At 41.3% G+C, this 14,377-nt stretch carries 15 protein-coding genes; 8 read left to right on the top strand and 7 right to left on the bottom strand.

Features of this window, described 5'->3' with window-relative positions; genetic code table 11:
• Positions 1-137: 137 nt before the first annotated feature.
• From H5161_RS19765 to pspF, 7 genes are all read right to left on the bottom strand, one after another.
• Positions 138-548 (bottom strand): VOC family protein, encoded by a 411-nt coding sequence (locus tag H5161_RS19765; RefSeq protein WP_310737021.1) that lies wholly within the window; start codon positions 546-548, stop codon positions 138-140.
• Between the two features lie 148 nt (positions 549-696).
• Positions 697-1,458, bottom strand: a complete 762-nt coding sequence (locus tag H5161_RS19760) for an ATP-binding cassette domain-containing protein (protein ID WP_002958339.1) — start codon at positions 1,456-1,458, stop codon at positions 697-699.
• On the bottom strand, positions 1,458-2,450 hold the full coding sequence (locus H5161_RS19755) for an oligopeptide/dipeptide ABC transporter ATP-binding protein (RefSeq protein WP_182769915.1): 993 nt from the start codon (positions 2,448-2,450) through the stop codon (positions 1,458-1,460). The genes H5161_RS19760 and H5161_RS19755 overlap by 1 nt, the downstream gene beginning before the upstream one ends.
• The gene (locus tag H5161_RS19750) at positions 2,451-3,344 is read right to left on the bottom strand and encodes an ABC transporter permease subunit (RefSeq protein WP_002958337.1); all 894 of its coding nucleotides are present in this window, start codon (positions 3,342-3,344) and stop codon (positions 2,451-2,453) included.
• Positions 3,331-4,365 (bottom strand): ABC transporter permease subunit, encoded by a 1,035-nt coding sequence (locus H5161_RS19745; RefSeq protein WP_002958336.1) that lies wholly within the window; start codon positions 4,363-4,365, stop codon positions 3,331-3,333. The genes H5161_RS19750 and H5161_RS19745 overlap by 14 nt, the downstream gene beginning before the upstream one ends.
• Positions 4,365-5,972 carry an ABC transporter substrate-binding protein gene (locus tag H5161_RS19740; protein WP_024596506.1) on the bottom strand — a complete coding sequence of 536 codons (1,608 nt, stop codon included), beginning with the start codon at positions 5,970-5,972 and terminating at the stop codon, positions 4,365-4,367. The genes H5161_RS19745 and H5161_RS19740 overlap by 1 nt, the downstream gene beginning before the upstream one ends.
• 15 nt (positions 5,973-5,987) lie before the next feature.
• Positions 5,988-7,052: a phage shock protein operon transcriptional activator gene (gene pspF / locus H5161_RS19735; protein WP_182769914.1), complete on the bottom strand. Its 1,065-nt coding sequence runs from the start codon at positions 7,050-7,052 to the stop codon at positions 5,988-5,990.
• A gap of 186 nt (positions 7,053-7,238) precedes the next feature.
• Between pspF and pspA the strand changes: the two genes are divergently transcribed.
• The 8 genes from pspA (at position 7,239) to H5161_RS19695 (ending at position 14,215) form a co-directional block, all read left to right on the top strand.
• The gene (gene pspA / locus H5161_RS19730; protein ID WP_007376832.1) at positions 7,239-7,898 is read left to right on the top strand and encodes a phage shock protein PspA; all 660 of its coding nucleotides are present in this window, start codon (positions 7,239-7,241) and stop codon (positions 7,896-7,898) included.
• 72 nt (positions 7,899-7,970) lie between these two features.
• Positions 7,971-8,204 (top strand): envelope stress response membrane protein PspB, encoded by a 234-nt coding sequence (gene pspB / locus H5161_RS19725; protein WP_182769913.1) that lies wholly within the window; start codon positions 7,971-7,973, stop codon positions 8,202-8,204.
• On the top strand, positions 8,201-8,602 hold the full coding sequence (gene pspC / locus H5161_RS19720) for an envelope stress response membrane protein PspC (RefSeq protein ID WP_182769912.1): 402 nt from the start codon (positions 8,201-8,203) through the stop codon (positions 8,600-8,602). Before pspB ends, pspC begins: the two co-directional genes overlap by 4 nt.
• A 63-nt stretch (positions 8,603-8,665) precedes the next feature.
• Positions 8,666-10,084 (top strand): YcjX family protein, encoded by a 1,419-nt coding sequence (locus tag H5161_RS19715; RefSeq protein ID WP_182769911.1) that lies wholly within the window; start codon positions 8,666-8,668, stop codon positions 10,082-10,084.
• Entirely contained in the window at positions 10,081-11,103 is a 1,023-nt protein-coding gene (locus H5161_RS19710; RefSeq protein ID WP_182769910.1) for a YcjF family protein, read from the top strand. Before H5161_RS19715 ends, H5161_RS19710 begins: the two co-directional genes overlap by 4 nt.
• 513 nt (positions 11,104-11,616) lie before the next feature.
• Positions 11,617-12,798 carry a methionine gamma-lyase gene (gene megL / locus H5161_RS19705; protein WP_182769909.1) on the top strand — a complete coding sequence of 394 codons (1,182 nt, stop codon included), beginning with the start codon at positions 11,617-11,619 and terminating at the stop codon, positions 12,796-12,798.
• 237 nt (positions 12,799-13,035) lie between these two features.
• Entirely contained in the window at positions 13,036-13,833 is a 798-nt protein-coding gene (gene phhA / locus H5161_RS19700) for a phenylalanine 4-monooxygenase (protein ID WP_002958327.1), read from the top strand.
• A 37-nt stretch (positions 13,834-13,870) separates the two neighbouring features.
• Entirely contained in the window at positions 13,871-14,215 is a 345-nt protein-coding gene (locus tag H5161_RS19695) for a 4a-hydroxytetrahydrobiopterin dehydratase (protein WP_002958326.1), read from the top strand.
• The last annotated feature ends 162 nt before the right edge of the window (positions 14,216-14,377 follow it).

Raw genomic sequence — 14,377 nt, 5'->3', positions numbered from 1 at the left:
GGGCGTGCATCTGTGAAAGTGTTATGGCAAGGATGGCTTAAGTTACAAGCCATCCTGGAAGGCTACGATTTAGCAAAATCTCTTGAGTCAGACTTGTGATCAAGAGACAGCTAATTAGCGCCTTTCTTTATTGTCTTTTAATTACCTCTGGCAATAAACTCAATCCGATTGCCGCTAGGCTCTCTTATCATCATATGTTGGGTTGGGCCGCTACCTAAGTTTTCGGGTGCAAACTCTATAATAATATTATTTTGCATTTTTAAGTGTTCATGTAGCTCGCTTAACTTTTTGATACTTTCAACACTGAGTGCTAAATGGTGTAAGCCCACATTTTCTGCTCGATTAAACTCCACACGTTTTGCATCGTTTTTCACGCGCCATAATGTAATGGTTATTTTATTGTTTGATAAAAAATAAGCAGGATAGACTGGGTCATTCCCTAGCGTTTTAAAGCCAAGTACATCAGTAAAAAATGCTTTGGATGCATCTAAGTTTGATACGGTTAAACCTAAATGATCAACGCCACCAACCCAATTTGTATCAGCAATAGCTGAGGCTGATAGAAGGAGTAATGGGGAAAGGCTAAGTAGTAACTTTTGTTAAAGCATGAGATCTCTTGTTAATTAAATACAATTAACAAGAAGACCTAGTTAAATACGGTTACCTTACAAAAAAGTTAGGTATTTATAATCTGCTTTAGCAGCTTAATAAACGCTGCGTTACTTTTGATTGAGGGTTTTGAAAAACATCTTCAGTAGGACCGTATTCAACCACTTCGCCTTTATCAAGTACAACTACAAAATCACTAATGTGACGTACTAAACTTAAATGATGAGTGATCATCACATACGTAAGGCCTGTATCGCGCTGCAGCTTAAGTAACAAGTTTACTATTTGCGCCCGTATGGAGGGATCTAAAGATGAAACAGCTTCATCAAGTACAATCACCTTAGGATCTAAAATTAATGCACGAGAAAACGCTACACGCTGTAGCTGCCCCACACTAAACATATGCGGGTAGTAGTGTTTATGATCAATTAACAAACCCACCTTAGAAAGCGTTGCATCAATCTTTTCAGTGCGTTCACTAGCATCAAGCTCAGTATTATATTGCAGGCAATCATCAAGCATTTCGCCAATGGTTAACCCCGGGTTGAGCGATGCAGCTGAATCTTGAAAAATCATACGAATATGGCGACATTGATTATCGCGTACGCCATTATCTTCGATAATATTATTCTCGAGCAAAATTTGCCCGCTATCAGCGCTATCAGCTCCTGAAAGTAGTTTTGCCAACGTACTTTTACCTGCGCCTGTTTCGCCAATTATGGCAATGCTTTCACCTTTACCTACGCAAAATGAAATGTTTTTAAGGACTTCAAACTTTTTACGTGAAAAAAGCCCAGCTCGCACATTAAAGGTTTTACAAAGTGCTTGTACTTTTAACAGTGGCTGCATTATTTCATGTCCTTAATTAACGGGAAGTGACACGCATAACTATGCCCATGATGTTTAGTCAGGGCTGGTGTAACCACACAGGCTTTTTGCGCTTGTGGGCAACGCGGCCCGAGGCGACAGCCAATAGGCAAATGTTGCAGAGTAGGGATAGTCCCTTTAAGCGCATAAAAAGGTTCTTTATGTGCTAAGCCTTGCTCGTAGTCTGGCAAGCTTTTTAGTAATGCTTGCGTGTATGGATGGCGAGGCTGTTTGAATATTACGTGGGTTGGGCCTGCTTCAACCATTTGCCCGCAATATAAAACATGAATGCCATGCGACCAATGTGCAATCTCTTCAAGTTCATGAGAGATCATTAAAATAGACATATTTTTAAGTTGGTTTAAGCTTTTTAGTAATCTAAATACTTGTGCGCGAGTTGTGCTCTCAAGCGCTGTAGTTGGCTCATCTGCTATCAATAGCTTTGGAGTGCGGGCAATGGCCATTGCAATCATTACTTTTTGACATACGCCTTCTGAGAGCTCATGAGGGTAACTACTTAGTACTGCTTCGTGGTTTTTAATGCCCACTTTATGAATAAGCGCTTTTACTCTGTCTTTTCTCTCGCGGTTGCGCTTTAAAAAGAAACCTTTAGTTGCGACCTCTGGGAGTGTTTCGGCAATTTGGTCAAATATTTTAGCGGTTGGGTCAAGGCAGCGACTTGGATCTTGATAGATCATCGCTATATCTTGGCTTACTATTTTACGGCGTTTCTCTGGGCTTAAACGCATTAAGTCTACGCCGCGCCAATGAATACGGTCGGCAGTAATATCCCAGCGTTCGTTTAATACACCAATAATCGCTTTTGCTATTAGGCTTTTACCAGAGCCAGATTCGCCTACAAGCGCATGTACTTCACCTTCTTTTAAGCTAAAACTCACTCTGTCTACGGCTCTAATTACAGTTTCAGAGGTACGTAGTTCAATTGTTAAGTTACGAACATCGAGTAATTGCATTTAATCAGCCTTACGTGCTTTTAGCACTTGTCGCAGGCCATCGCCTACTAAATTAGTAGATAACACGGCTAAAAATAACAGCACACCAGGTAGCGCTACAGTCCACGGCGCTAAATAAATAAGGCCTAGATTTTCGGCTAATATTGCGCCCCATTCGGTCGTTGGTGGCTGAGCCCCTAATTTTAAAAATCCCAGTGCTGAAATATCTAATATCGCAGTAGAAAGCGCCATCGTGAATATAACCACAATATGCTCATAAATATTAGGGAAAATACCGCGCGATATTATATGCCAATTAGATGCGCCATCGAGTCTAAACGCAGTAATGTAATCTTTACTTAATTCATCAACAATTAGGTTGCGCACCGAGTGAATAAATTGCGGTAGTAACGCTAAAATAATTGCCCATACGGTATTCATTAAACCAGGGCCGAGTATGGCGATTATTATTATGGCCAATAACAAAGAAGGAATAGAAAGTGTTATATCAAGCAAATGATTTAAAAAGCTTGAACGCAGTCCTTTACTAATCCCTGCAAAAGTCCCCACTAATACACCAAACAGGGTCGTGATTAGGGCAGCTACAACAGAAAGTCCAAACGTATATGTTGCACCATTCATTAAGCGCGAGAGTACATCACGGCCTAAATCATCGGTGCCTAAAATAAAGCGTACATCGCCCATTTCTCGCCATGAGGGCGGTATGAGTAGTGCATCACTATGCTGTTGGTTTACGCCATAGGGCGCTAAAAAAGGAGCTGTGGCGGCCAATAATGCAAACGCCATAAATATCCATAAACCAACCAAAGCTGGGTGATTGTTTTTAAATTTGCGCCAAAATCGCGCAAGTGGCGATTTATTCGACTCTTCAGAAAATAAATTAAACTTTGCCATGGGCCTGATTCCGCGAGAGTGGATCGAATAAAGTGTAAGTAAGCTCAGCTGTAATAGAGGCTAAAATAACAAATAAAGACACCGCCATTAATCCGCCTTGAATTGCAGGAAAGTCGCGCTGATAAATACTATCGATTAACCATCGGCCAATACCCGGCCAAGAAAAAATAACTTCAGTAATCATCGCAAGTGTTATCAAGGTGCTAAATTGCAAACCAATTTGCTTAATTACCGGTAGTAGAGCATTACGCAGTGCATGGTGCATGATAAGTTGACGGCGGTTAAGGCCTTTTGCCCTAGCTGTTTTAATAAAGTTTTGATCCATTACCTTAAGCATAGACTCGCGAGTAAAGCGCACTAATACCGTGGTTGGATACATGGCCAATACAATAGTAGGGAGTGTTAAATGACGCAGCGCATCAACAAAGGCCATCCCTTTATATGGAAATCCAGCTAGAGCAATATCAATTAATATAAACCCTGTACTGGCGGGTATTTCGTAAAGGAGGCCCATTCTGCCCGACATAGGAAACCAGCCAAGCTTTAATGAAAAAACCATTATTAACAACAATGCGAGCCAAAACACAGGCATTGAATAACCTACCATAGTGACAGAGTTTATAAGTTTGTCGGGCCAGCGTTTATGATAGCCAGAGCCTAAAATGCCAGTAGGTACACCAATAACAACCGATACAATTAATGCATATACGCTTAGCTCTAAAGTAGCCGGTAGTAAGTCAATAATATGGCTAAACACGCTGTTACCAGAGGCAAATGAAAGCCCCCAATCGCCTTGAAATATTCTCCCTAAAAAGGCAATGTATTGCATAAAGTAATTGCTGTTGTATAAATATTTATCCTCAAGCTCACTATGCTGTGCAAAGTTACCACTTGGTATGCCACTTAAATTACTTAGCGGATCACCGGGAAATAAATACGCCAGTGAAAACGTAAATACGCTGAGCATTAGTATCATAAAAAAGAACAAACCAAGGCGACGTAAAATATAATCTAAGATCATTATTTTTTCCTCGCATTAGCAAGCGAAATAGCACCAAACGGGCCAAGTGTTATGCCTTCCACATCAGCGCTACTTGCTTGAAAGCGCAAGCCATGAGCAATTGGTAATAACGGCAACTCTTTAATAATTAAGCTTTGTGCATCTTCGTAGTATTTTTTACGTTTGTTTAAATCAGTGGTGTCTAGTGCTTTAGTAAGCAATAAATCAAATTGGGGATTACACCAGTTTGCAGGGTTTTTGCCACTAAAAGTAGCGGTGCAACTCAGCAGCGGGCTAAAAAAGTTATCAGGGTCGGGTGTATCTGCGGCCCAACCAAGTAATACACTGTCGTGCCTATGCTCGCCAATACGTTGAATAAACGTATTCCACTCATATTCTACAATACTGACGTTAACGCCTACTTTGCGTAAATCACTTTGCATAAGCTCAGCCATTTTACGTGCGTTGGGATTATAAATACGACTCACAGGCATAGCCCATATCGTCATATCAAAGCCATTAGGCAACCCTGCTTCAATAAGTAATTTTTTAGCAAGTTCTGGATCAAACGTAGGTATATCTTCTTGTGGCTCAAATGCCCAAGAGGTTGGCGGCAAAATAGATTGTGCGCGAGTACCGTTACCGTAATAAACCGCCTGCATTATTTTATCTACATCTATTGCGTGCGCAAGCGCTTGGCGTACGCGTAAGTCGTCAAACGGAGCACGCTCTGTATTAAATGCCCAATAACCTATGTTTAAGTTTGTTTCTTTTTCGACGTTTATATCATCACGTTGCGCTAAAATGCTCAATTGCGCACTACTTGGATGAGCCGTTACATCGCACTCTTTAGTCAGCATTTTTGCTATGCGCGTAGTGCCGTTAGGGGTTATATCGTAAACCAATTGCTCAAGTGCAACGTCATGCTTCCAATAAAGTGGGTTACGGTAAAAGCGCACAAGATGATCTCGGCGGTATTCTTTATAAATATACGGGCCGGTGCCAATAGGGTACTGATCAAATAGGTTCTTTTGATTATTTTTCTTAAGTTTCATGGCGTATTCTTCTGAAAGCACCACGGCAAAGTCGGTAGCCATATTAGCTAAAAAACTACTTTCAGGATTAAACAATTCAAAACGGACTTGGTAGTCAGACACGCGCACAATTTTGCGAATAAGTTGATCAATTCCTACACTTTGAAAATACGGGTAATCGGCATCGCCCACAAAGTGATATGGATTATATACATCGAATAATCGGCTAAAGGTGAATATAACGTCGTCGGCGTTAAAGTCCCGCGATGGGGTAAAATAAGAAGTTGTATGAAACTTTACATCTTTACGCAGGGTAAAGGTAACCGATTTACCATCTTTGCTAATTTTCCAATCGGTCGCCAGCTCACTTTGAAACTCTGCCGTAACAGGGTCAATGCTAATTAAGCGGTCGTATAATTGGTTAGCAATTATATCAATAGTTGAACCGGTGGTCGTGACTTGCGGATTAAACGACACAGGGTTAGCTTCAGCGCAATAAACTAAGCCTTGGTTTTTTTCTTCTATGATTTCTTCTTTGCTATCAAGGCAACCAACTAAAGTGGTGGTAAGCAAAACAAGTAATAATTTATGCACCCGCATAACCTCTGACTATTGTTGATCCAACAAGTTGTATTTTTTAAGATAACCACGTAATTGATGATACGTTAAACCAAGTACTTCTGCAGTTTTCTTTTGATTAAATTGGCTATGTTCGAGTGCTTTATTAATCATGTTTATTTCAAAGTCGTTTGAACGCTCTTTTAAGCTGCACGGAAATTGAATATCGACGGCTACATTACTGCTTGCTTGAGCAATCGGTGGCGCAACAACAATAGGCTCGGCATTAACCGTTTGAGCTGCTATAGGTGCTTTAATGCGCGCTTTTGGTCTAAATGGGCTATCGAATGGGTCTAAAATAATCTGGTGAACGGGAATATGTTCACTACCGTGGCGATACAAACTGCGTTCAACCACATTTTTAAGTTCACGAATATTACCAGGCCAATCATAACTAAGCAGTGTTTCTGTTGCGCTTCGGGTAAAACCGCTAAACAGTTCCCACTCTAAATCGCGCGCCATATTCATCGCAAACTGCTCAGCAAGAAGCATAATATCGTCTTGGCGTTCGCGCAGTGGTGGCAGGGTAATTACATCAAAGGCAAGGCGATCGAGTAAATCACTTCTAAATTCACATTGCTCGGCCAAATAAGGAAGATCTTCGTTTGTCGCACACACTAAGCGGGTATCTACTTTTACAGTTTGTTTGCCGCCAACACGTTCAAACTCACCGTATTCTATAACGCGCAGCAGTTTTTCTTGTACCATAGCTGAGGTATTAGCTAATTCATCTAAAAACAGTGTGCCGCTGTTAGCGCGTTCAAAACGACCTTCGTGACGTTTACTTGCCCCCGTAAAAGCACCGCTTTCGTGGCCAAATAACTCACTTTCGAGTAGGTTTTCGTTAAGCGCTGCACAGTTAAGCTTTACGTAGTTTTGATCCCAGCGTTTTGATAAAAAGTGTAAGCGTGCTGCTATTAGCTCTTTACCTGTGCCGCGTTCACCAATAATAAGTACCGGTTTATCTAAATTAGCCAGTTGCGATACCTGATCTAATACAGACAGAAAGCTATCTGATTGGCCGAGTAAATTATCCTGTTGGCGATATTGGCTCATATTTCCTAACTCTTGGTCATTTTTACTAACAGTTAGTGTATTTCATAATTAGGGATAACTAAAGAAATTTGTATATTTAGTTTAACGTAATGAAAATAAAGTGTATTTTAACTTTTAAAAAGTTGGCAAGCATATTGATACTAGTTATAGCAGACTAACTAAGTTTTAATTACAGAGGTAAATGTTATGGGAATTTTTTCACGTTTTGCAGATATCGTTAATTCTAATATCAACGCCATTTTAGATAAAGCAGAAGACCCAGAAAAAATGGTTCGTCTGATTATTCAAGAAATGGAAGATACGCTTGTTGAAGTACGTTCTACATCAGCTAAAACATTGGCTGAGAAAAAAGAAATTGTACGCCGCTTAGATACACTTAAAGCGCAGGTAAGTGATTGGCAAGATAAAGCCGAACTGGCTTTAAGTAAAGACCGCGACGATTTAGCGCGTTCAGCCTTACTTGAAAAGCAAAAGTCGGCAGATGCAGTTGCTTCAGTAGCGAGTGAGCTTGAACATGTAGAGTCTCATATTGAGAAATTACAGCAAGAAGTAACGACGCTACAAGAAAAGCTAGCAGATGCTAAATCTCGTCAAAAAGCGATTATACTTCGCCAACGTTCGGCTGAGTCGCGCCTTGAAGTGAAAAAGACACTTGATAGCTCAAAAGTAGAAGAAGCACTTAACCGCTTTGAACGTTACGAAACCAAAATTGATGGACTAGAATCTCAAATTGAGTCGTACGATTTAGGTAAAAAGACGTTAGCGGATGAAATTGCTAATCTACAAAAAAATGAAAAGATAGATGATGAGCTAGCCGAACTTAAAAAGAAGTTAGCTGATAAATAATTACATATAAAAATATATGGGGCCCATGTGCCCCAGCTTAAAAACATCAAAACGGATTGTCAGGAGAGGATTATGTTTGATCCAGAGATATTAGTTGCACCATTTATCTTGTTTATGATTTTTGTTGCTCCGCTGTGGCTAATTTTGCACTACCGTAGCAAGAAACAAGTAAGCCAAGGTTTAAGTGAGCACGAACATCACCAATTACTTGAGCTTGCACACAAAGCTGAAAAAATGGCTGAACGATTAGAAACACTTGAAGCATTGCTTGATCAAGAGTCACCACAATGGAGACGCAAAGTATGAGTGCCAAACGCGAATTATTAAGAGACCCACAACGCGGTAAAATAGCCGGAGTATGTGCGGGATTAAGTGACTACTTTAATATGGAGTTATGGTTAGTTCGCATTATATTTGTTAGTGCGGTACTGCTAACGGGTGGCCCATTATTTGTGGTAGCGTATATTGCAGCCTGGTTCATTTTAGATAAAAAAGAGCCCGCAACATCCCAAACTAAAAGCTCAACTAAAACTGACGATCCGCTAGAAGTAAAATTTAAAGTATGGCAAAAAGGCGAGCCGCCGCGCCGCGCATTGCAAGATTTAAAAGAGCGTTTAACGCGTGTAGATACTCGCCTTCAAGATATGGAGCGCCATGTAACTTCAAGCGAGTTTACGGTGAGCCGTGAAATTAACAAACTTTAAAGGATTTAATAGCACCTTATTTGCAACGTGATAAATTACGGCAAATTAGGTGCAAGACACTTTATGAGCCAATCATTTGCAAAAAAGACCTTTAAAAGCATTAAAGGCAAAGCACAAAAAGCCCTTCATCGCAGTTTAGACCAACACGTAAAACTTGCCGTAACTGGCCTAAGTGGTAGTGGTAAAACAGCCTTTATTACCGCGCTTGTTAAACACTTAACAACCCAAGCGGACGATAAAAACTTACCTTTTTTTGATGTAATGCGCGAGCACCGCCATGTGGCCACTAAAGTTGTGCCGCAAGAGGCGTTAAAAGTTCCTACGTTTAATTACCCTCGATCACTCAATGCTTTATTACCCAGCGATGGGATGCCTACATGGCCTGCATCTACCGAGCGTATTAATACGCTGCGCTTGGCAATAAAGTATCAAAGTAATGCAGGGCTGCGCGGCCACTTTTCACCGCAATCAACGCTTTATTTAGATATTATTGACTATCCGGGTGAATGGCTCCTTGATTTACCTATGCTTGAGCAAAGCTATTCTCAATGGTGCGAGCAGCAATATCCGTTATTAACTCAGCCTTCGCGCGTAAACACATCAAGTGATTTTTTAATGGCCGTTGAGCAACTTGACTTAAACGCTCCCGTTGATGAAAACGCACTTGCCCATATTGCTCAGCTTTATCAAAGCATGTTAGTCGGGCTTAAAAAAGACACCAAACTTGCCATGTTACAACCTGGGCGTATGCTAATGCCTGGCGACCTACAAGGCGCGCCATTGTTATTGTTTTTTCCGGTATCGGGTGAAATAAACAGTGACGATGTCGTTGCGGGTTCTAATTTAGCGCATTTAATTAAGCGTTTTAACGCCTATATAAAAGAAGTCGTAAAACCATTTTATAATGAGCATTTTAGGCACTTCGATCGCCAAATTGTACTTGTAGATGTACTTAGTGCGTTAAACGAAGGGCACGAAACACTCCAAGAGCAAAGCAGTGTAATAAACCAATTACTCGCACATTTTAACTATGGCGAGTCGGGCTTTTTTAAACGTTTATTTAAGCCCAACATAGACAAAATATTATTTGCAGCTAATAAATCAGATCACATAAGTGCTAAGCACCATAAAGATTTAGCACTGCTACTTGATTCGCTCGTGCATGAGCAAAGTAATCATTTAAAGTTTGATGGTGTAAAAATAGAAACCATGGCCATGTCGTCAATTACAGCAACGCAACCGCGCCAAATTACCGACAAAGGCCAAACGCTTGACTGCATTTACGGTAAACCATTACACGAGCCTGATTGGCTTACGTATCTACCGCCGCAACCTCCCTCGCGGATGCTTAATAAAAATGAGTGGCCAGAACAGGGATTTGAGTTTTTATCGTTCTCTCCAATGCCGAGCCCCGATAAACAACTAAAACATATTCGATTAGATCATGTCATGCAGTACCTGCTAGGAGACAAATTAACATGAGTGAGTCAAACCAACCATTTCAAGCAGGGCGTCGTATAGATACGCAAAGCATTGAGCAAAACGAACCCGTTTTAGCACCTGCAAAAATTATTCAGCACGGACAAAGTGATTACGAAGAACTTGAAGATGAAGCACTAGAACCAGAAATAGATCTGGAACCTGTTTATAAAAAGTCAAAGTGGCAAACACTTAAAGGTGTTTTTGCTATTAGTTTTATAGTGCTGATGCTTTTAGAGTTTGCGTACTCGTTAGTATTTGCTTTCGAGCAGTCAATTATTTTAGGCAGTGTTTATTTAACTGCGGTTGTAAGTGGCGTACTGCTAATAGGGCGCTTATTGTGGCGAGAGTACCGAATGCTGCGCAGTTTAAAGCGTAACCAATTGCACCGGGTTGAAGCCGACAGGCTTTTAAACAGCGAGCAAGTAGGTGGTGCATTACCTTGGCTCGAAAAGCTTAATAAACACCAAGAGCTTGATAACTTTGAAACCTTTAAAAACCAAGTAGCGATGCATCACAGCGACAAAGAAATAATGACGCTGTACGCCAACAGTTTATTAATAACCCAAGACACCAAAGCTAAAAAGCTTATAAATCGTTTTGCGACTGAATCTGCACTGCTAGTTGCCCTAAGCCCACTTGCGCTGGTGGATATGATGGCTGTGCTTTGGCGCGGTACTAAGTTAATAGAACAAATTGGTAAAATTTACGGCATTGGTTTTGGCTACGCGAGCCGCATTAAGCTTTACCGTATGTTGATAAAACAAGTAATGTTTGTTGGCAGTGCAGAGCTTGTATCTGACCTTGCTGCAACTGCACTAAGTGCTGAGCTTTTAGGTAAGCTTTCGGGACGAGCTGCGCAAGGGGTCAGCGCCGGTATTTTTACAGCGCGTATTGGTTACAAAGCAATGGAGCTTAGTCGCCCATTACCACGGCTTGAAAACAAACGCAGCTTACTAAAAGGCACTGTGCAAAGCATCGCAGGTAAAATTATGAGCCGTAAAAAGGCGGAGTCAACGTAGTAAAATACGAGGGCGTGTTTATCTTTGATGGTTGAATTTGCAGCAGTCTGTTTGGTATTTAGGCAAGGCAGAGCCTATGTAGTGTGGTTATTCCCCATAAATAGGTGATAACGTAGCATTAATGCCAAACAGGCGCTGCCCAAAGGGTTCTTCCTAGGGGCTATTTACTCTTTGTTGCCTACATGGATGTAGGTAAGGGGCGTGAGCAGGACGCGGAAGCTTTGCTCGGTTTTACTTATTCTTACATGGATGTAAGCCAGTAGGGTAACGCAGGAGCAGTTACCGAGCCCACTAGGTTACAAACCTCGCGCCGCGATTTAATCTTCCTTGGATTGAACAAATTTCAATCCGCAAAGGTCAACACGCCCTGGTGGCAATATTTGTGTACAAACGTGCGCTGCACGGTTTTTGCACAAATAGCCATCTGAGCATCCGGCATGCTTGCTGTTTGTAAGCGCATACGTTTTGATTGTTGAATCGCAAAAACATAATAATCAAAAAAATGAGCCTACAATGAGCAAGCATCATATAAACACCCAGTGTATTCACGGACCACAAAAAGCAAACGACCCGCACGGGGCACTCACTTCTCCTTTGTATCAAACCTCTACCTTTCATTTTGAAAATGCCGCGCAGGGTGCTGCGCGTTTTGCAGGGGACGAACCTGGCTATATTTATACGCGTTTAGGAAACCCCACAACCACAGAGCTTGAACAAAAAGTTGCTCAACTAGAGAGTTGTGAAGCAGCAGCTGCAACCGCAACAGGTATGGGGGCTGTATCTGCCTCAGTACTGAGCTTTTTATCGCAAGGAGATCATCTTGTTGCCTCAAGTGCTTTATATGGTTGTACCTTTGCGTTTTTCTCGCATATGTTGCCGCGCTGGGGAATCGAAGTCACTTTTGTTGATATGACCAACGAGGACGAACTACGCGCTGCCATCAAACCTAATTCAAAAATGATATTTGTAGAAACGCCAATCAACCCCACTATGGCGGTTATTGATTTGGCACTTATTGGCGCAGTTGCTAAAGAGCACAACTTAATTAGTGTGGTCGACAACACCTTTTTAACGCCGCTACTGCAATCGCCTAAAAAATACGGTATCGACATTATAATGCACAGTGCGACCAAGTACTTAAACGGCCACGGAGACGTAGTAGCGGGTATTGTATGTGGATCGCTTGAGCACATAACACACATTAAAATGACCGTATTAAAAGATATTGGTGCAACCATAAGCCCACACGATGCATGGCTAATTAATCGAGGCCTAAAAACACTCGCCATTAGAATAGAACGCCATTGTCAAAGCGCACAAACAATAGCGCAATATCTAGAAGCTCACCCACAAGTAAGTACCGTATATTACCCGGGGCTTAAATCGCACCCTGGTTATAAGTTTATTGGTAATCAAATGAAAGCCGCTGGTGGTGTTATTGCGTTTGAAATAAAAGGCACGCTACAAGATGGCGCTCAATTTATTGATAGTATGAAACTTTGCACACTTGCAGTAAGCCTCGGCGACGCTGAAACACTGATTCAGCATCCTGCATCTATGACTCACTCGCCTTATACGCCAGAGGAGCGAGCTGCCGCTGGAATAAGTGATGGGCTGATCAGACTCTCGGTTGGGCTTGAAGATGTTAACGACATTATTAGTGATTTAGACCAAGCTTTTACTGAAATTGGTTAGGTGTAATTAATTGTATACACATAAAGGCAAGCTACAGGCCTTTATTTAAAGGTCTGTATTTTTAGATTTCCATAGGTGTAATTATAAATTTACGATAGTGGTGATCGTCCCAAATACTGATGTTAGTCTATCTATTAAACTTTTCTTCACTTTTGCATAGTATGGGGTCATTCGATATTCAATAGATTTGAGTATCACACTGACACCGATTTAGGGCTCACACCCAAGAAGGTACTTATGGCTAAAGCAAGTAAATACACATCCAAAACACCAGACGAAAATGGTGTTATACACTGGAGTGATGAAGAAAATAAAATTTGGTCTGAGCTTGTAGCGCGTCAACTTGCATGCATTGAAGGCAAAGCCTGCAACGAGTACATGCAAGGGTTAAAAAAGATTAACCTGCCGCACGATCGTATTCCGCAGTTAAGCGAACTAAACGAAGTGTTACTAGCCACTACCGGTTGGCAAGTCGCGCCAGTACCTGCGCTTATCGACTTTGATGAGTTTTTTAGATTACTGGCAAACAAGCAGTTTCCGGTAGCTACATTTATTCGTAGCCGCGAAGAATTTGACTACCTACAAGAGCCAGATATTTTTCATGAAATATTTGGCCATTGCGCCATGCTAACTAACCCTGACTTTGCCGAGTTTACGCACAAGTACGGACAATTAGGTTACGCAGCGCAGAAAAAGGACCGTGTATACCTTGCGCGTATATACTGGTTTACAGTTGAATTTGGTTTAATGCAAACCGAAGACGGCCTGCGTATTTACGGCGGCGGTATTTTATCAAGCCCAGGTGAAACTCAGTACGTATACTCAAACACGCCAGAAATTAGCCCAATGAATGTGCTTGATGTACTGCGTACGCCGTACCGTATTGATATTATGCAGCCACAGTACTACACCATAAATTCGATTCATGATCTGTTTGATATATCGCAAATGGATATTATGACTTTGGTTGAGCGAGCTAAAGAGCTTGGCTTGCACGACCCAAAATTTCCACCAAAAGAAAAATTAGCCAGTTAAACATTAATGCTAAAAAAGCTAAAAGTAAGGATTTAGAATGTCTTCATTAAGTGCACAAAAATGCGAAGCCTGTCACGTAGATGCGCCAAAAGTATCTGACGAAGAGTTAGCACAATTAATTACTAAAATCCCAGACTGGGTACCAGAAGTACGCGACGGCATTATGCAGCTTGAGCGTGTTTATAAATTTAAAAACTTTAAGCAAGCTATCGCGTTTACTAACAAAGTAGGCGACATGGCAGAAGACGAAGGCCATCACCCAGGTTTATTAACCGAGTGGGGCAAAGTAACGGTTACATGGTGGAGCCATTCAATTAAAGGCCTACACAAAAACGATTTTATTTGCGCAGCTAAAACAGACGACGTATTTAACGCGCTGTAGTTAAAAATTAATTGAGCGAACTAAAAAGGCACTTTTCAGCTGTCTCTTATACACAAATCCCTGCTAAGAAATTAGCGGGGATTTTTTTGAACTAAATCTCAATGTCATGATCAGATCTTCAAATCTTGTTTGAGGGCACATTATGATTAACGAACATACTCA

Source organism: Pseudoalteromonas sp. SG43-5, from assembly GCF_014164345.1.
Taxonomy (GTDB): Bacteria; Pseudomonadota; Gammaproteobacteria; order Enterobacterales; family Alteromonadaceae; genus Pseudoalteromonas; species Pseudoalteromonas distincta.
This window is presented reverse-complemented; position numbering and strand designations above follow the sequence as displayed.